Source organism: Microbacterium sp. RURRCA19A (genome assembly GCF_900156455.1).
Lineage (GTDB): Bacteria > Actinomycetota > Actinomycetes > Actinomycetales > Microbacteriaceae > Microbacterium.
Genome location: NZ_FTNQ01000001.1, coordinates 1,405,425 through 1,423,382 on the forward strand (window position 1 = coordinate 1,405,425; position 17,958 = coordinate 1,423,382).

General features: G+C 70.3%; 20 protein-coding genes. 17 read left to right on the plus strand and 3 right to left on the minus strand.

The features are described 5' to 3' along the window. Positions 1 to 157: 157 nt before the first annotated feature. The 16 genes from BW982_RS06735 to BW982_RS06805 all read left to right on the plus strand — a co-directional run bounded on the left by BW982_RS06735 (position 158) and on the right by BW982_RS06805 (position 14,560). Entirely contained in the window at positions 158 to 1,627 is a 1,470-nt protein-coding gene (locus tag BW982_RS06735; protein ID WP_076491223.1) for a family 43 glycosylhydrolase, read from the plus strand. Positions 1,628 to 1,676: 49 nt separating this feature from the next. Next, positions 1,677 to 3,014: an ABC transporter substrate-binding protein gene (locus BW982_RS06740; protein WP_076491224.1), complete on the plus strand. Its 1,338-nt coding sequence runs from the start codon at positions 1,677 to 1,679 to the stop codon at positions 3,012 to 3,014. A 76-nt stretch (positions 3,015 to 3,090) separates the two neighbouring features. Further along, on the plus strand, positions 3,091 to 3,969 hold the full coding sequence (locus BW982_RS06745; RefSeq protein ID WP_076491225.1) for a carbohydrate ABC transporter permease: 879 nt from the start codon (positions 3,091 to 3,093) through the stop codon (positions 3,967 to 3,969). Then, on the plus strand, positions 3,969 to 4,880 hold the full coding sequence (locus tag BW982_RS06750) for a carbohydrate ABC transporter permease (RefSeq protein WP_076491226.1): 912 nt from the start codon (positions 3,969 to 3,971) through the stop codon (positions 4,878 to 4,880). Before BW982_RS06745 ends, BW982_RS06750 begins: the two co-directional genes overlap by 1 nt. Beyond that, positions 4,877 to 5,866, plus strand: a complete 990-nt coding sequence (locus tag BW982_RS06755) for a LacI family DNA-binding transcriptional regulator (RefSeq protein WP_076491227.1) — start codon at positions 4,877 to 4,879, stop codon at positions 5,864 to 5,866. Before BW982_RS06750 ends, BW982_RS06755 begins: the two co-directional genes overlap by 4 nt. Next, a complete protein-coding gene (locus BW982_RS06760; RefSeq protein WP_076491228.1) occupies positions 5,863 to 7,245 on the plus strand; it encodes a glycoside hydrolase family 32 protein in 1,383 nt (460 codons plus the stop codon). Before BW982_RS06755 ends, BW982_RS06760 begins: the two co-directional genes overlap by 4 nt. Before the next feature lie 75 nt (positions 7,246 to 7,320). Beyond that, on the plus strand, positions 7,321 to 8,880 hold the full coding sequence (locus BW982_RS06765) for a glycoside hydrolase family 32 protein (protein ID WP_076491960.1): 1,560 nt from the start codon (positions 7,321 to 7,323) through the stop codon (positions 8,878 to 8,880). Positions 8,881 to 9,014: 134 nt separating this feature from the next. Then, the gene (locus tag BW982_RS06770; protein WP_076491229.1) at positions 9,015 to 9,491 is read left to right on the plus strand and encodes an Asp23/Gls24 family envelope stress response protein; all 477 of its coding nucleotides are present in this window, start codon (positions 9,015 to 9,017) and stop codon (positions 9,489 to 9,491) included. Then, positions 9,488 to 9,676, plus strand: a complete 189-nt coding sequence (locus BW982_RS06775; protein WP_076491230.1) for a DUF2273 domain-containing protein — start codon at positions 9,488 to 9,490, stop codon at positions 9,674 to 9,676. Before BW982_RS06770 ends, BW982_RS06775 begins: the two co-directional genes overlap by 4 nt. Then, positions 9,673 to 10,062, plus strand: a complete 390-nt coding sequence (locus BW982_RS06780; protein ID WP_083696533.1) for a hypothetical protein — start codon at positions 9,673 to 9,675, stop codon at positions 10,060 to 10,062. The genes BW982_RS06775 and BW982_RS06780 overlap by 4 nt, the downstream gene beginning before the upstream one ends. After that, positions 10,059 to 10,649, plus strand: a complete 591-nt coding sequence (locus BW982_RS06785; RefSeq protein ID WP_076491231.1) for an Asp23/Gls24 family envelope stress response protein — start codon at positions 10,059 to 10,061, stop codon at positions 10,647 to 10,649. Before BW982_RS06780 ends, BW982_RS06785 begins: the two co-directional genes overlap by 4 nt. After that, positions 10,646 to 11,233: a hypothetical protein gene (locus tag BW982_RS06790; RefSeq protein WP_076491232.1), complete on the plus strand. Its 588-nt coding sequence runs from the start codon at positions 10,646 to 10,648 to the stop codon at positions 11,231 to 11,233. Before BW982_RS06785 ends, BW982_RS06790 begins: the two co-directional genes overlap by 4 nt. A gap of 12 nt (positions 11,234 to 11,245) precedes the next feature. Further along, positions 11,246 to 11,458, plus strand: coding sequence for a hypothetical protein (locus BW982_RS06795; RefSeq protein ID WP_076491233.1), 213 nt, complete (start codon positions 11,246 to 11,248; stop codon positions 11,456 to 11,458). Between the two features lie 338 nt (positions 11,459 to 11,796). Beyond that, a complete protein-coding gene (locus BW982_RS06800; RefSeq protein WP_076491234.1) occupies positions 11,797 to 13,803 on the plus strand; it encodes an ABC1 kinase family protein in 2,007 nt (668 codons plus the stop codon). Between the two features lie 108 nt (positions 13,804 to 13,911). Beyond that, positions 13,912 to 14,079: a hypothetical protein gene (locus tag BW982_RS18160; protein WP_175611045.1), complete on the plus strand. Its 168-nt coding sequence runs from the start codon at positions 13,912 to 13,914 to the stop codon at positions 14,077 to 14,079. Between the two features lie 52 nt (positions 14,080 to 14,131). After that, positions 14,132 to 14,560: a VanZ family protein gene (locus BW982_RS06805; RefSeq protein WP_076491235.1), complete on the plus strand. Its 429-nt coding sequence runs from the start codon at positions 14,132 to 14,134 to the stop codon at positions 14,558 to 14,560. A gap of 10 nt (positions 14,561 to 14,570) precedes the next feature. Here BW982_RS06805 and BW982_RS06810 read toward each other — a convergent pair whose 3' ends face one another. The 3 genes from BW982_RS06810 to BW982_RS06820 all read right to left on the minus strand — a co-directional run bounded on the left by BW982_RS06810 (position 14,571) and on the right by BW982_RS06820 (position 16,090). Continuing rightward, positions 14,571 to 15,236, minus strand: a complete 666-nt coding sequence (locus tag BW982_RS06810) for an arsenate reductase/protein-tyrosine-phosphatase family protein (protein WP_076491236.1) — start codon at positions 15,234 to 15,236, stop codon at positions 14,571 to 14,573. Positions 15,237 to 15,390: 154 nt separating this feature from the next. Then, complete coding sequence (locus BW982_RS06815; protein ID WP_139327333.1) at positions 15,391 to 15,723, minus strand: hypothetical protein; 333 nt, start codon at positions 15,721 to 15,723, stop codon at positions 15,391 to 15,393. 91 nt (positions 15,724 to 15,814) lie between these two features. After that, positions 15,815 to 16,090: a helix-turn-helix domain-containing protein gene (locus BW982_RS06820; protein ID WP_076491238.1), complete on the minus strand. Its 276-nt coding sequence runs from the start codon at positions 16,088 to 16,090 to the stop codon at positions 15,815 to 15,817. 340 nt (positions 16,091 to 16,430) lie between these two features. On the opposite strand from BW982_RS06820, the gene BW982_RS06825 reads away from it, so the two are divergent. Further along, positions 16,431 to 17,903, plus strand: a complete 1,473-nt coding sequence (locus tag BW982_RS06825) for a sugar transferase (protein WP_076491239.1) — start codon at positions 16,431 to 16,433, stop codon at positions 17,901 to 17,903. The last annotated feature ends 55 nt before the right edge of the window (positions 17,904 to 17,958 follow it).

Genomic DNA, 17,958 nt, shown 5'->3' on the forward strand with positions numbered 1-17,958 from the left:
GGCCGACGAGAGGGCGCACCCGCGCTTCGCGCATCAGGACCACGGAAATCATCTGATTAACCGCTTGACCAACCTTGTGAGACGTTGCTACGTTCTGCGTAACCGATTAACCATCCCCGGTTCGTCGGCGACATCGTCTCGATGAGGAGTCATCCGCATGGACCAGCGAGGGTTCTTCCGACCGCCGAACGCGTGGGTCGGCGACGTCATCCCGTGGGAGGAGGACGGCCGGTTCCACCTCTTCTACCTGCACGAGTCCCGGCAGGTCCCCAAGATCGGGATGCCGTGGCACCGCGTCGTCACCGACGACCTCGTCACCTTCGTCGAGGCCGGTCCCGCCCTCCCCTCCGGAGGATCGGATGCCGCCGACTTCAACGTCTACACCGGCAGCGTCGTCGTGGAAGGCGGCATCCACCACGTCTTCTACACCGGGCAGAACCCCGATCGGATCGGGGCCGACGGCCTCCCTCTGCAGGTCGTCCTGCACGCCACGAGCACCGACGGGATGCGCACGTGGGTGCGCCACCTCGACGAGACCTTCGGCGCCACCCGGGGCTACGAGACCGCCGACTGGCGCGATCCCTTCGTCTTCCGCGACGACGAAGCGGGCCTCTGGCGCATGCTCGTCACGGCCCGTCACGCCGACGGCCCCGAGCGTCGGCGCGGAGTGATCGCGCAGTGCGTCTCGCACGACCTGCGCACGTGGGAGGCCGTCGAGCCCTTCTGGGATCCGCGCCGCTACATCGCTCACGAATGCCCCGAGGTGTTCGAGTGGAACGGGTGGTGGTACCTCGTGTACTCCGAGTTCAGCGAATCCTTCACGACGCGCTACCGCGTCTCACGCAGCCTCCACGGCCCGTGGCAGGTACCCGAGAACGACACGATCGACGGACGCGCCTACTACGCCGCGAAGTCCGCCGCCCGCGACGGACGCCGGCTCTTCTTCGGATGGATCTCCTCCCGCGAAGGCGGCACCGACGACGGCGCGTGGCAGTGGGCCGGCACGCTGTCGGTCCTCGAGGCGGAGCAGAACGCCGACGGCTCTCTGCGCTTCCACCCGCCGATCGAGCTCGCCGAGAGCTTCGGCGAACGGCTCGCCGCAACGGCATCCGGGACCGCTCTGTCCGCCCCCGACGGCTACGCCGACATCGTCGTTCCGGTCGATCTGCCCGCGGCCTTCCGCGTCGACGCGGTCTTCGACATCGCCCCCGGGACCACCGAATGCGGTCTGCTGCTGCGGGCGAGCGCCGACGGCGACGAGGCGTACGTCCTGCGTCTCGAGCCGCGACGCAACCGCCTGGTCTTCGACCGCTGGCCCCGCCGCCGCACCGGAGGAGAGCAGTGGCAGATCTCGGGCGACGTCCCCCACGTCGTCGAGCTCGAACGCCCGGTCACGCTCGTTCCGGGGCCGCACCGGCTCGAGGTCGTCGTCGACGGCGACCTGTGCGTCGCCACGGTCGACGGTTCGGTGACCCTCAGCACGCGCCTGTACGACCGGACCGAGGGTCGCGTCGGAGCCTTCGTCGGCGAGGGCACCGCGACGGTGCTCTCGCTGGAGGTCACCGGACCGTCCGCCGACACCGCACCGGCGTCGTCGCTCGACGACGCTCTCCTCGCCTCTTCCTGACCCGCACCACCCCACCCTCACCCGCACCACCACATCAATGGAGATTCACATGGTCCACCTCACCCGAGCGGCCTCCTGGGTCGCGCTGACCGCCGCCACCGCGCTCGTCCTGTCCGGATGCGGCGCCACCGGCTCTGCCGGCGATCCCACCGACGTCAACCCCGAGGGCGAGATCAAGCCCCGCGAGATCTCGTGGCTGCTGTCGCGTCCGGCCGACGGGGGCGTGATCACGGCGATGCAGAAGATCGCCGACGAGTACGCCGCCGATCACCCCGGCTTCTCGCTGAACCTCATCACGACGCCCGACCGCCCCAGTTACATCCAGAAGTACGAGACCCTCGCCGCCGCGAACAAGCTGCCGGAGCTCTTCGACACGGATGCCACCCCCTTCGCGCAGAAGCTCGCACAGCAGGGCCGCATGGTCGACGTCGACCTGCTGCTGAAGGACCTCGGCCTGTCGGACCAGTACCGGGACGCCGCCCTGAACTACCAGCGCTTCGACGACGGCTCCCTCTACATGGTGCCGTTCGAATTCCAGTTGGAGTTCTTCTGGTACAACAAGGACCTCCTCGCGCAGGCCGGGGTGTCGGTCCCCGCGACGCTCGACGACTTCGCCCCGATGTGCCAGGCGCTGCGCGCGAAGGGCATCACGCCCATCGCCCTCGACGGCTCCGACGGCTGGCCGCTGGAGCGGTACATGGCGTACTACCCGTTCCGCCAGGCCGGCCCCGAGTACGTGCAGAAGCTGAAGACCGGCCAGGCGAAGTTCTCCGACGCGCCCGGCCGCGCCGCGGCCGACTGGCTGTACGGACTCGGCCAGGCCGGCTGCTTCCAGGAGGGCTTCTCGGCCACCGGCTATGCCGACGCCCAGGCCCAGTTCACCTCGGGCAAGGCCGCGGTCTACAACATCGGCACGTGGGAGCTGGCGAACCTCGCCACCGACAAGCTCGACGCGGGTGTGCGCAATAGCGTCGACTACTTCACCCTCCCGACGCTCCCCGGCGCCGTGACCGCCGACAACGAGTACGTGACCCCGTCGGGCATCGGCATGGCGGTCAACTCCGCCACCTACGACCCGCTCGTACGCGACTTCCTGCGCTTCGCCCTCGAGCGCTACCCCGCCGAGGTCGCCGCGTCGGGAGCCCTCTCCCCGACCACCGGCGTGGAGACGACCATCCCCGCGAACGCGACGCCGCTGTACACCCGGGCGATCGAGCAGGCCGGCGACGTCGGCACCAAGATCGCGATGCCGTGGGACACGCAGCTCGACCCCGCGACGAACACCCGGCTCCAGCAGGAGCTGACCCTGCTGGTCCAGGGCGACATCACCCCTGACGAGTTCGTCAGCACGATGGACGCCTCTCTCACGGAGAACGTCGGTGGCTGACACCCTCGCACCGAGCCGGCCCCGGGTCACCGGGGCCGGCTCCCCCGCCCGGCGTCGCGCACCGATGCGCGCGTCGATGCTGCCGCGCCGCTCGGGCCTCGCCGTCGCGGTGTTCCTCGTCCCGCCCCTGCTGCTCTACGGCGCCGCGGTCCTGCTCCCCATCGTGCAGTCGCTGGTGCTGAGCCTGTTCTCGTGGGACGGCATCACCGCCCTGACGTTCGTGGGCCTGGACAACTACGTGAAGATGTTCACGCGCGACGACGTGTTCTGGACCGCGTTCGGCAACGCCCTCGGCTATCTCGCCATCTGCCTCGTGCTCCAGCTCGGCGGCGCCCTCGCGGTCGCGGGACTGCTGACCGCCCTCCCCCGGGCGCGCGAACTGGTCAAGACGCTGTACCTGCTGCCGGCGGTCATCTCCACCGTGGCGATCGCGTTCCTCTTCGTCCGCATCTACTCGCTCGAACCCGTGGGGCTGCTCAACCAGCTGCTCGCGTGGGTGGGACTCGACGGCCTCCAGACGGCCTGGCTCTCCAACGTGCAGACGGTCCTGGCCGCGGTGTCGGTCCCTGAGGGGTGGCGCTTCACCGGCCTCTACATGCTCATCATCTACGCGGCGCTCATCGCGGTGCCGAAGGAGCTCGAGGAGGCCGCGCGCCTCGACGGCGCCTCCTGGTGGCAGACCTTCTGGCGGATCCGCTTCCCCTACATCCGCCCCGTCTGGATCACCACGACCGTCATGGCCACCACGTTCGCGCTGCGCGGCTTCGACATCCCGTACCTGCTCACCAACGGCGGACCCGGGCAGGCGTCCGAGCTCCTGACCACCTACATGTACAAGACGGCCTTCGTCCACACCGACTACGGCTACGCCAGCGCCATCTCCGTCTTCATCGTCGTCGAGTGCCTGGTCGCCGTGGGCCTCATCTTCCTGCTGCTGCGTCGAAAGGACGCGTGATGAGCACGACACTCGCCCCGGCCCCTGTGGCATCCGTCCCCCTCTCCCCCGCACCGGGGCCGCGTCCCGTCCACCGCTCGCCGCGCGTGCGCGTCCAGCGGACACTGCTGACCGTCACGGTGGTGCTCATCGTCGTGGTGCAGGTGTACCCGCTGCTCTGGCTGTTCCTCACGAGCTTCCGGACCGCGAGCGACTTCGCGGGCGGCGATCCGTTCGCCCTGCCGTCGGAGTGGACGCTGGAGAACTACTCCCGCGCCTTCGCCACCGGCAACCTCGCGCTGAACATCGCCAACAGCTTCCTCGTGACCCTCGGCGCCAGCGTCCTGATCGTCGTGGCCGGGATGATGGCCGCGTACGCGCTGCAGGTCCTGGGCTTCCGCTTCAGCGGGTTCGTCCGGGCGCTGTTCCTGCTCGGCATCATCGTCCCGGTCCAGATCGCGCTCGTGCCGCTGTTCATCGACTACTCGCAGGTGGGCCTGCTCGACACGCACCTGTCGATGATCCTGCCGCTGGCGGCGTTCTCGCTGCCGATGGGCGTGTACCTGTTCTCGTCGTTCTACGAGTACATCCCGCGCGAGCTGTACGAGGCCGCCTCCCTCGACGGGGCGGGGCCGTACCGGATCTTCCTGCAGATCACGGCGCCGCTGTCGGTGAACACGATCATCACGGTCGTGCTGGTCAACAGCATCTTCATCTGGAACGACTTCATCTTCGCGAACACGTTCGTTCTGTCCGATGGACTCAAGACCATCCCGCTGGGGCTGCAAAACTACATCGGAGCGATGGGCAACACCGACTGGACGGCGACGTTCGCCGCGGTGTGCGTCACGGTGACGCCACTGCTGCTGGTGTTCCTCGTGCTGAACAAGGCGATGATCGCCGGCCTGGAGAGCGGAGCCACCAAGGGATGAGCACGACGATGCGCGACGTGGCGCGGGCGGCCGGAGTTTCGGTGGCGACCGTGTCGCACGTCGTGAACGACAAGCCGGGCGCGCGTATCGGCGAGGATGCCCGACGCCGCGTGCACGAGGCGATCGCGGCGCTCGGCTACCGGCCGAACGCGCTCGCCAAGACGCTGTCCGAGGGGAGTTCCCGCTTCATCGGGCTGGTGGCGGATGCCATCGCCACCACGCCCTTCGCCGGACAGATCATCCACGGCGCCCAGGACGAGGCGTGGCGTCACGGCTTCGTCCTGCTCGTGGCCAACACCGAGGGCAACGCCGCCGCCGAGAACGACGCGATCGCGATGATGCTGGAGCACCAGGTGCGCGGCATCCTGTACTCCACCTGGTACCACCGCGAGATCGACGTGCCGTCGCCGCTGCAGCACACCGAGACGGTGCTGGTGAACTGCTTCGCCGCCGACGACGCCTTCCCCGCGGTGGTGCCCGACGAGGTGCAGGGCGGACGGACGGCGACCGAGGAACTCCTCTCGGCCGGGCACCGCCGCATCGCCTTCGTCAACACGACGTCGCCGTCCCCCGCGCGGGACGGACGCCTCGCCGGCTACCGTGCGGCCCTGGCGGATGCCGGTGTCCCCGTCGACGACGCGCTCGTGTTCGAGGCGGCGCCCGAGCAGGAGGGCGGCTACGACATCGCCGGAGCGGTCGTCGACTCCGGCGCCACCGCGGTGTTCTGCCACAACGACCGCGTCGCGATGGGCCTCTACGACGGCCTGCGCGACCGGGGCCTGCGCATCCCCGGAGACGTCGCGGTCATGGGCTTCGACAACCAGGACGTCATCGCCGCGCACCTGCGTCCGCCGCTGTCGACCGTCGCGCTGCCGCACTACGAGCTCGGCGCCGCCGGTGTGCGCACGCTCCTCGGGCTCGAGTCGCCCGCGACGGGAGCACGTCAACTCGTCGCCTGCCCGCCCGTCCTCCGGGAGTCGCTGTGAGCCTGCCCCGCCCGCGCGTCCACCTCGCGCCCGCGCGCAACTGGATGAACGACCCCAACGGTCTCGTGCACATCCACGGCCGGTGGCACGCGTTCTTCCAGTACAACCCCGAGGGGAACGACTGGGGGAACATGAGCTGGGGACACGCCTCCAGCTCCGACCTCCTGCACTGGGAGGAGCATCCCGTCGCCCTCCCCCACCGCCCGGGCGAGCAGATCTTCTCGGGTTCGGTCGTGGCCGGCCCCGGCTCCACTCTGACGGCGTTCTACACGAGCGCGTACGCCCACGGCATCCAGGCCCAGTCCCGCGCGACCAGCGTCGACGGCGGCCTCACCTGGACCCCGGATGCCGCGAACCCGGTGCTCGACCGCGGCAGCGCCGACTTCCGCGACCCGAAGGTGATCGCGCTCCCCGACGGCGGCTGGCTGATGCTGGCGGTCGAGGCCGTCGAGCGTCGTGTCGTGTTCTACGCCTCCGACGATCTCGACACCTGGCGGGAGACGGGGGCGTACGGACCGCTCGGCCCCGAGGACGTCGTCTGGGAGTGCCCCGATCTCGTCCGGTTGGAGATCGAGGGAACGGATGCCACGGCCTGGGTGCTGCTGCTGAGCACCAACCCGGTGGGCGACGACGCCGACCCCTCCGGCTCCGCGATGCACTACGTCGTGGGCGACCTCGTGGACGGCGTCTTCCGCGCCGAGGAGAACGCGCTCGTGCCCGTCGACCACGGACGCGACCTCTACGCGGGCGTCACGTTCCACGGCGCGCCCGGCGGTACGGCGGTGATGCTCGCGTGGATGAGCAACTGGCGCTACGCGCATGCCGTGCCGACGGCTCCGTGGCGCGGCGCGATGTCGCTGCCGCGCACCCTGGGCCTCCGCCGCATCGCGGGCGTCCTCCGGCTGGTGCAGCATCCGGTGCTCCCCGTCGACCTCGACGACGTCCCCTCCCCCGCCGCCGGCGTCACCCCGCACGCGGTCATCGAGGTCCATCCCGACCCCGCGGCCACCGGCATCCTGCGCCTCCGGCTGGAGGGAGCGACGGATGCCGCGGTCGAGATCGTCCACGACCCCGCCACCCGTACGCTCGCGGTGTCGCGCTCGGGCGAGGTCGCCCGGACACTGCACCCCGACTTCGCGGGCACGCGCACCGCACCGCTGCTCGAGACGGGCGCCGGGGCGTTCACGATCGTGCTCGACGGGCCTCTGCTGGAGGTCTTCGCCGACCGCGGCGCCACGGTGCTCTCGCACCTGGTGACCCTCGGCGGCGGCCCCGTGACCGTGCACGCCACCGCGGAAGGGTCGGAGGCCCCCGCCGTGCGCATCGTCGCCCTCGCCGACGACGCGCAGGAAGGTCTCGCGGCTCCGGCGGCCGCCTGACCCTTTCCCCACCGAACCGCCGGACACCCCGGCGGGTGCATCGTCGCGCCCGCCGATCACGAGGAAGTGAGCATCATGCCGTTCGAGATCTCCCGCCGCACCCTGCTGCAGGGCGCCGGAGCTGGGGCCTTCGGCCTCGCCCTGGCCTCCGCGGCTCCCGTCGCCGCGCGTGCGACCACGCCGTCGCAACGCGCGATGTACCACATGACCCCGCCGACGGCCTGGCTGTGCGATCCGCAGCGCCCGATCGTCTCGGGCGGGCAGTACCAGCTGTACTACCTGCACTCCGACGTCAACAACGGCCCCGGCGGATGGGACCACGCCACCACCGACGGCGTGAGCTTCGTCCACCACGGCACCGTCATGCCGCTTACGAACGGCGTCCCCGTGTGGTCGGGGTGCCTCGTCGTCGACGAGGCGAACACCGCCGGATTCGGCGCGGGAGCGGTCATCGCGCTCGCGACCCGCCCGACCGACGGGATCCGCAAGTACCAGGAGCAGTATCTCTACTGGTCGACCGACGGCGGCTTCAGCTTCACGATGCTGCCCGACCCCGTCCTCGTCAACACCGACGGCCGCACCGCCCAGACCCCGGCCGAGATCGACAACGCCGAATGGTGCCGCGACCCCAAAGTGCACTGGGATGCCGCCCGCGGCGAATGGGTCATGGCCCTGGGGCGCGCCCGCTACGCCGGCTTCTACGCCTCGCCGAACCTGCGCCAATGGACGTGGCGCAGCAACTTCGACTACCCGAACCCGCAGCTCGGGGGCATCGAGTGCCCCGACCTGTTCCAGATGACCGCCGACGACGGCAGCCGGCACTGGGTGCTCGGCGCGAGCATGGATGCCTACGGCATCGGGCTGCCGATGACCTACGCGTACTGGATGGGAACGTGGAACGGCACGCACTTCGTCGCCGACGACCTGACCCCGCAGTGGCTGGACTGGGGCTGGGACTGGTACGGCGCCGTGACCTGGCCGAGCATCGAGGCGCCCGACACGCGGCGCCTCGCCATCGGCTGGATGAACAACTGGAAGTACGCCGCGCGCGACGTCCCCACCGACGTCAGCGACGGCTACAACGGCCAGAACTCGATCGTGCGCGAACTGCGCCTGGAGAAGCAGCCGGGCGGGTGGTACAGCCTGCTCAGCGCGCCGATCTCCGCGCTGGCCGCGCGCGCGACCTCGACGGTGACCCTGCCGGATCGCACGGTGAACGGCAGCGACGTCCTCCCCTGGACCGGACGCGCGTACGAGCTCGAACTCGACGTCGCCTGGACGGACGCCACGAACGTCGGTGTCTCGGTCGGCCGGTCCGCCGACGGGTCGCGGCACACCAACATCGGAAAGTACGGCTCCGACCTGTACGTCGACCGCGGCCCCTCCGACCGCGCCGGTTACGCACTCGCGCCGTACACGCGCGCGGCCGCGCCCATCGATCCCGCGGCCCGATCCGTGCACCTGCGCATCTTCGTCGACCGCCAGAGTGTGGAGGTCTTCGTCAACGCCGGGCACACGGTCCTGTCGCAGCAGGTGCACTTCCTCGACGGCGACACCGGGATCTCGCTGTACACCGACGGCGGCACGGCGCAGTTCGCCGGCATCACGATCCGCGAACTCGCCGCACCCGTCTGACCGGTGCCGACGGTCTCGCGAGAAAGTGGGGGCCGCGGCGTGACGAAACTCCTTCCACCTACGTCTCATCAGTAAGCGAACACCGCTGGCCCGGGATCACCTCCGGGGCCAGGACGTACAGGAAGGACACTCCGATGGCTATCGAAGAACAGCCCGCGGCCCCCACCGCCGCGCCCCAGGGGTCGCGCGTGGACCGCGCGTTCACCGGCTCCCGGACCCCCGCCGACGCTCAGGCGGCCGGTAAGACCACCATCGCCGACTCGGTCGTGGCCAAGGTCGCCGGCATCGCCGCGCGCGAGGTGGCCGGCGTCCACGCCCTCGGCGGCGGCGGAGCCCGCGCGTTCGGCGCGATCCGCGACGCGATCAACGCGACCGACCTCACGCAGGGCGTGAAGGTCGAAGTCGGGGAGACCCAGGCCGCGGCGGACCTCACCATCGTGGTCGAGTACCCCGCACCCATCCAGGAGGTGGCCGACCAGGTGCGCGCACGCGTCGCCGGCGCCATCAGCCGTCTCGTCGGCCTCGAGGTCGTCGAGGTCAACGTCGACGTCAACGACATCCACATCCCGGGTGACGATGACGACGACTCGACCCCCTCCCGCGTGTCATGAACCCGACCGTCACCGGTGCCCTCGTCGGCCTCGTCTTGGCCGCCGCCGCACTGATCTTCGGCTTCTGGGGCTTCCTCCTGGTCGCCCTGTTCATGGCGATCGGCGCGGTCGTCGGTCGGATCGTCTCGGGCGAGATCGACATCCGCAGCATCGCCAACGCATTCTCGGGTCGGAGCACATCGTGACCACCGCGCTTCCCGGGGTGGCCGTCGCCGCCCCGGGGGGCGGGGTCACCGTGCACACCGGCGGTCGCGTCGACGTGGCCGACCGCGTCTTCCGAAAGGCCGCCGAGCAGGCGGCCGCCGAGGCGATCGGAGTCGACCGTGCCGATGTGTCGGTCGACATCGCCGCCTCCCGCGACACCGTCGTGGTGCGCGTCCAGGCTCCGTTCCCGGTTCCACGCCTCGACGATTCCGAGGCCGTCCGCGCCGCGACCCCCGTGCTCGAGGCCGCCCGCGGCATCCAGAACGACCTCCACGATCGCCTGACCCGTCTCTTCGGACGCGAGGTGTCGCGCGTGGATCTGACCATCGCCGGGGCCACCGCCCCGAAGAGAAGGAGGGTGAAATGACCGACAGCGTCCTGCGCACGGTCGTGCGCCGCGAGACGCACTCGCCGCGCACCGCCGCGATGCTCGTCGTGGTGGTCGTCCTCGTGCTGGCCGCCGTCTACGCGGCCGTCGAGATCGTCCTCTCGCTCGCCGGCCAGCAGCCGTTGCTCGTCGCTCCGGGCGCCGCGTTCGACGCCCTCGCCGACCTGCCGAGCGCCGTCGTCCCGGCGGCGCTGATCGCGGTAGGCGTGGTGCTGGCGATCATCGGCCTGGTCGTGCTCGCGCTGGCCGTGGCGCCCGGGCGCCTGTCCAAGCACGAGATGACGTGGGGCGACCGCGCCGTGGTCGTCGACAACGGCGTGGTGGCGTCCGCCGTCGCGCAGCACCTCGCCACGGAGTCGGGCATCGCCCGCGAGAACGTCGTCGTCGGCGTCGCGCACCGCACGGTCGACGTCACGGTCCGTCCCCCGGTCGGCATCCCCGTCGACACCGATCGTCTGCGACAGATCGTCGACGACGAGGTCGCCTCGTACCGCCTGACGCCGTCGGTGCGGACCGTCGTGCGCGTCGAGCGCCCGCTCGACGCAGGGAAGGAGGGAGTGCGATGAGGAACACCAACCGCGCACTCAACCGCATCCTGCTGTTCGTCGTCGGCGTGGTGCTGCTGGCGCTGGGCGCCCTGCTGATCGCCGTCGTCGCCCTCCCCGGTGTTGCCGACGTGTGGTCGCAGACCGCCGACGGCGTGCGCTCGTGGGCCGAGGGCATCGGGCAACCGTCCCTCGGGATCGGCGCCGTCGCCGCGCTGGCGGTCGTCGTCCTCGTGCTGATCCTGGTCGCGGTGGGCGCCGTCCGTGGACGCCATCGCGTGCCGCTGCAATCCACCGGGGCCGAGAGCGACGCCGGGCGCATCACGATCACCGACGGCTTCGCCTCCGCGGCCCTGAAGAACTCGCTCGACGAGCGCGACGAGATCCTGGTCTCCCGCATCGCTTCGAACGAGGTGCGCAAGGAGACGGTGCTGCACGTGAGCGTCACGCCCCGTCAGAACACGTCGCCCCGACAGATCGCGGAGTACGTCGACACCCTCGTCGCCAACCTCGCGACACTCACCGGACAGCAGTTCCGCACCTATATCTCGGTGCATTCGAGCCTTCGCGCGAAACTCGCGCACGACCAGAAGCGCCTCAGCTAGAGGAGGGATGCCATGCGCAACCGCATCATCGTCATGGGCGGTCTCGTCCTGATCGCCTACGTCCTCGGCACCCGCGCCGCGCGGGTGCAGGTGAAGAACCGCGAGTCGGTCGGGCATCAGCTCGTCCGTCTGTGGGACGACCCGAAGGCTCGTCGTCGGCGGCGGAAGGCCGCCGGCCGCGCCGAGAAGAAGGCGAAGAAGGCCCTGCGGGAGTTCCGCCGTTGACGGAGTGAGTTCCCGGACGCACCGAGGGGGGAGAGGACGCACGTCGTCCCTCCCCCTTCGTGGCATCCGTGGACACCGCTGTGGACGACGCCCGCGACAGTGCATGCGCATGTAAAGATGTCCTCGACCGAAGGACCTCGATGCTTCCGCCCTCTGCCGCACCTCCCACCCCCGACCCGTCCCCGCTCCCCGACGACGACGCGGCGAGCGGATTTCCGCCCCACTGCCCGAGCTGCCTCCACGGCATGGCGCCCCGCCGACGGGGATCCGCGGTCGCCTGGGTGTGCGCGGGGTGCGGTCTCGCTCGCATCTCGTGAGCCGGCGACTACGCTGACCCCGTGCTCGTCACCCTGCTCATCGCCATCGTGGCGATCATCTGCGCGATCCTCGTCGGGTTCGTCGCCCGCCAGATCCTCGGGACTACCGTGGGGTGGCCACGCAGCATCGTCGTCGGACTCCTCGTGTTCTTCCTCGGGTTCCCCGCGGCGGAATGGGTTCTGCAGCAGACACGGCTTCCGGAGGGCTCGACACTCGCCGACAGCGACAACGTGTGGCTCGCGCTCGGCCTGATCGCCCTGTCCATCAGCTGGGTCTTCGCCCTCGGCGTCGCCACCCTGGTCGCGATCGAGGCGATCTTCCCCACGCGCCCCCTCCCCAACCCGATCGACGTCGTCCGCGCCGGTCTCCGTCAGCGCAAACGCACCCGCAGGTACGTCGAGATCCTGTCGATCGCGTCCCGCCACGGCGTCGGATGGCTCTTCCACGGCGGTCACAGCCGTGTCGAACAGCAGCTGAGCACCTCCGAGGAACGCGCGCGCGCGATCGTCGCCACCATCAACGATGCGGGCGTGAGCTTCGTCAAGCTCGGCCAGGTGCTGTCCACGCGCCGCGACCTCATCCCCGAGCCGTATCTGAGCGCGCTAGCGACGCTGCAGACCAACGCGACGACCCTGCCGTGGGAAACGATCCGCGAGGTCATCGAAAGCGACCTTGGACGCCCCGTCGACGAGGTCTACGCCTCGATCGACCCGCAGCCGCTCGCGGCCGCATCCGTCGCACAGGTGCATCGCGCGACCCTGCGCGACGGCACCCCGGTCGTGGTCAAGGTGCAGCGGCCCGCCGCGCGCGCACAGGTGGAGGCGGATGCCGACATCATCGTGCGCCTCGCCCACCGCGCCGAGGCGCGCACGCGATTCGGCCGCGATCTGCGGATCGAGTCCGTGGCCCGCGGGTTCACCACGACGCTCCGCGAAGAGCTCGACTACCGCATCGAGGCGCGCAACACGGAATTGATCCGCGCGACCATCGCCCGCATCGACGCGGCGGAGCCCACGCGACGCGGCGTCGTCACCGTGCCGGACGCCTTTCCCGATGCGTCCAGCACTCGGGTCCTGACGATGGCGCTGGTCGACGGCGCCGCCCTGAGCGACTCCGCCGATCGTCTCGCCGCCCTGACGCCCGAGGCGCGCGACCGTCTCGCCCAGGTCCTGATGACCACGGTCATCGAACAGATCCTGGTGTACGGCGTCTTCCACGCCGATCTCCATCCCGGGAACGTGCTGCTGAAGTCCGACGGCACACTCGGGCTGATCGACTTCGGAGCCGTCGGCATCATCGAGAGAAGCCGTCGCCAGCACATGACCGCGCTTCTGCTCGCCGCACTCAGCGAGAACGACGTGGCCGCCACCGACGCGCTCCTGCTCATCGTGGACGCACCCGACGGGGTCGACATGGATGCCTTCCGTCACGACGTCGGCGTCGTCCTCACCGCGGAGCACCTCGGCAGCGGCGGCCAGGGATCGATCTTCACGCGGATCGTCGACGTCATCCGCCAGCACCACATCGGCCTCCCGGGCGAGCTCGCGTCGGCGCTGCGCAGCTTCGCCACCCTCGAGGGATGTCTGCGCGTGATCGTCTCGGATTTCGACATGGTCGGTCGCGCCCTCCCCCTCATGCCCACTCTCCTGCGGCGCACGCTGTCGCTGACGCGCACGGCCACCGACCTCCAGGCCGGCGCGGTGATCTCGCTCGCCCGACTGCAGCGCATGCCGCAACGCCTCGAGGCCCTGCTCACCGGCATCGAACGCGGCTCGATCGGCATCACGCTGCGCTCCGACGACGGCACCGATACCAGCGGCATCCTGAGCCGGATCACCTCCGAGATCGCGACGACCCTCGTCTCGATCGCGGCGGTCGTGATCGCCGTGGTCCTGATCGTCTCCGGCGGCGGGCCGGTGCTGGGCGGATCCGTCACGCTGTTCGCGATCCTGGGGGCGGTGATCGGCCTGTTCGGCTTCCTGGGTCTGTTGAGGGTCGTACGCCGCACTTTCGGTCGACGCGACTGATATACCGCATTTCCTCTCGGCGCGGCAGTGGCGAATCGGCACGCTTCCGGGCACTACAGTGGCCAGCACATCACGTCATGCACCACCGGACTCCAAAGGAGAAGTCCCATGGTCCTCATCGTCGCCGCCATCGCCGTCGGCATCGTCACCTGGATCGTCGCCGCCCTCGCCGCAGGGATCGGCATCGGCCGCATCATCGCCCGCGCCGACAGTGAAGAGGGCCGGACCCTCGACACCCCGTCGGGCGCGGGTCTGACTCGCGCGATCACCTTCTGATCCCACCCGACCGCGCGGGAGAGGTCGTGGGCGCGGCTTCGTACGGTGAAGCATGCGCACCACACCTCCACGGGATCGGGGTCGGTCCCTGACAGCCGTCCTGGCGTCGGGCTATCTGGTCCTTCTCGTGGTGGTCCTGTTCTGGCCCGAGCACATCGACGCGAACGCGGGTCCGGTCTACGAAGCGATGGTCCGCCTTGCGCCCGCGGCGTTCCCGTTCGGCGTGGATGCGACGCTGAACGTCGTGATGATGGTTCCGTTCGGGATGATCCTCGCCACCGTCCTTCCCGGACGACCCTTCGTCCTCCTCGGTGTGGCGTGGGTCGTACCGCTGTCGGCGGAGATCGCCCAGGGACTGTTCCTCCCTGGGCGGACCTCGAGCGCCGTCGACGTCGCGGCGAACACCCTCGGCGGTGTGATCGGTGCGGCGGGGCTCGCGGGAGTGCGCCGCCTCCGCCGACGTCGACGCGGACCGGACTGAGCGGTCGCCCTCACCCGGGCGGCATACCGGGATCCGCAGCGCGCCGCGAGCGAAGCTGACGACGAGTCATCGGCGGCGGACCCGCCTCCCGACCCGCTGTCGCCTCGGCGAGCACCCGAGCCGCGTGCCCCGCGATCGTCTGGACGGCGTCCACCGTCGTGCGCTCGAACTCCCGCCACACCGTCGCCGACCGACCGATCGGGTCGACGATGTCGTCATCGTCCGCGCAGACCCGGCGTGCGCGGGTTCGCCCCCGCGCGAGACGGGACACGAGAGTCTCCCAATCGCCCGCGACGGACACCCCCGACTCCTCCCGGAGCAGACGGGCGAACTCACGCACCGTGAACGTCGTGTCCAGAGCGTCCGGGCGCATGTCCAGGACGGCCCGCCGATGCACCGCCGCCGCGCACAGCACTGTCGTCGACTGGCGGAGCAGCATCTCATCGAGGCGGCGGGTGCGATGCGGGGCGAGGTCCAGACCGTACTCGCGACCGAGGTCGACGGCCTCCGGTACCGCGGCTCGCTCGGGGCGGGCCGCGGTACCCGCGCTGCTGATGACCGGTGCGACCACTCCGGCGTCGGCGAGACGCGCGCGGAGCAGGTGCTCGACGAACGGCGAGCGGATCGCGTTCGCGGTGCACACGATCAGCACGCGCGGGCGGGACAACGGGTTCACGGGTCTCCCTCGGTGGCGGCTCGGGTGACGGGCCGCTCGGGTGAGCCGACCGCTTCGCCGAGTACAGCGCTCCGGCGCGGCCGTTCCGCACTCGCGTCCGACCATCCCGGCGCCGGCCCGCCCGGGTGAATGCCGCCAGCGGCGCACGATCGGGTCAGGACGACAACGCGTCTCGGATCTGTGGATCCTCGACGAGCACGCGACGGAGTTCGCGCGCTCCCTCCGTCGTCATCGCCAGCCCGACCGCTCCGACTTCGATCACGAGCCAGTTCTCGACATCGCCGGGGCGACGGAGGACTCCCACCTCCACATCGAGCTCGCGCCCCGCCCCCGAGTCGTCCGATCCGCGGACGCGCGACGCGAAACCGGAGCCGGCGCTGCGATGCGCCTCGTCGTCGGGATGGACCGTGACGCCGTGGCGGGTCGTGCACCACGCGTATGTGCAGCGCGCACCTGCGTGACGGGGGTGGACATCGTTCTCGCTCATGCCGGACACCTCTCTCTCCGGGTCGTCCGCGAGGACTCCCCGATCATCGGTGGGCACGGAAGAAGTGAAGCACGAGCCTCCGACACCGCGATCAACGACCGGGCGCGATGCCCTCCGGAGGCGGCGGAAGCAAGTCGGCGAGCGGGATCCCCAGGACCTCCGCGAGGCACACGATGGTGCGCAGGCGCGGGTTCGCGGGAGTGCCGGGGTTGGATTCGCCGTGTTCGAGCTTGCGGTACGTGAAGGTGGCGAGTCCGGCGGCATGCGCGACGTGCTCCTGGGAGAGCCCTCTCTTCGCCCGGGCGTTGAGGAGACGGTCTCCGAACTGTCTCGCGAACTCGTTCCAGGGATCGGGCACGTCGGTCATGCACCCAGCTTGTCCGTTCGGCTACGCGCACATGAACATGTGTACATGTTGTTCCGTGTCTGGGTCGGCACCGGTGGGCCTGCGGTCCGTCGAGGTGACGGGCGTCGTCGTGGAGGTGATCAGAGGGGCGAACCGTGGTGGGATCGCCGACCCGGTCCCGATCCCGTTGGGCCTTCGCTCCGCGACGGCCCTCCCGTCGCGCCCCTTCACCCTCCGAGCCCCGTGAGCGCACCGGCTTCGGGCCGGCACCGCGGATGGCAGAGTGCCCGGACCCCGCGCCTCCTGTTCCAGCCCAGAGGCGCATCATCTCCGGCCACTGAGCCCGATCAGCGGAGTACTCATGGATCTCGCTACCTCGTCATTCAGTTCACCTGCCATACAAAAAAGCTTCACCCCCGCCCGCGCGACGCGACGGCGTACCTGGCAATCCCGATACGCACGTCTCCTCGTCGCGTCCGACGCGCTCGTGGTGATCGTCGCCGTCTTCGGCACCCAACTGCTCTGGCTCGGCCCCGATCACGCGGGCGTCAGCTCGGCGCCGATCGACTACACCACCGTGTCGCTGGCCCTGTGCATCGCCTGGCTCGCCGCCCTGACGCTGTGGGGGACGCGCCTGCCCCGGGTCGTCGGGCACGGGGTCGCCGAGCATCGACTCGTCATCGCAGCCTCCTTCCAACTCTTCGGGCTCGTCGCGATGGCCGCCTACCTCACCGGCGCCGACCTGTCCCGCGGATACTTCCTCCTCAGCCTGCCGGCCGGAACGCTCACCCTCCTCGCGTCACGGACGGCTGCGCGTTCCTGGCTCATCGCCCGCAGACGCCGGGGCGACCTGTCGTCGCGCGTCGTCCTCGTCGGGAGCGCCGAAGAGAACGCCCGCGTCGCCGGCGAGATCGCCCGTCAACCCGGCGTAGGCCTGACGGTCGTGGGCGTCCACACCGTGGGGGGAGTCGAGGGGAGTTCGTGGACGGACGCCCATGCCCGCCGACTGGAACATCGTCTCGACGAACTGGACGCCGACAGCGTGCTCATCACCGGGGGCGGACGGATCGATGCCCACGACATCCGGCGGATCGGTTGGGGCCTCGAGCCCGGACGACAGCACCTGATCGTGGCCGTGAACCTGACGGACGTCGCCGGTCCCCGCATCCACACGCGTCCGGTCGCGGGCCTCCCCCTCGTGCACGTCGAGACGCCGCAGTACTCGACGCGGCAGCGTGTCTTGAAGCGCGCCTTCGACATCGTCGGGTCGCTGCTGCTGCTGCTCGTCCTCAGCCCGGTACTGCTCGTCCTGGCCGGGCTCGTGCGACTGTCGGGCCCCGGGCCGATCCTGTACCGGCAGGAGCGCGTCGGGCAGGGAGGTGCCCGATTCGGCATGCTCAAGTTCCGCTCCATGGTCGACGGCGCGGACGCCCGCCTGTCGGAACTCCTCACCGCCCAGGGGCGCGACGGAGCACCCTTGTTCAAGATCGACGACGACCCGCGCATCACCCAGATCGGCCGGATCCTGCGGAGATACTCGCTCGACGAGATCCCCCAGTTGTTCAACGTGCTGATGGGGCAGATGAGCCTCGTCGGCCCGCGCCCGCAGCGTGACGCGGAGGTCGCCTTCTACGACGACGACGCCCGTCGTCGCCTCATCGTGCGTCCGGGGATGAGCGGCCTCTGGCAGGTGAGCGGCCGGTCGGCTCTGTCCTGGGAGGATGCCATCCGCCTCGATCTCTTCTACGTCGAGAACTGGTCGCTCATCGGCGACATCGTGATCCTGTTCCGGACCGTGAAGGCGGTGGTCGCCCCCGGCGAGACCGCGCACTGATCAGGCCGGAGGGCGCCGATTCCCCTGGGGGTCGGCGCCCTCCGGCGTTGTCGGG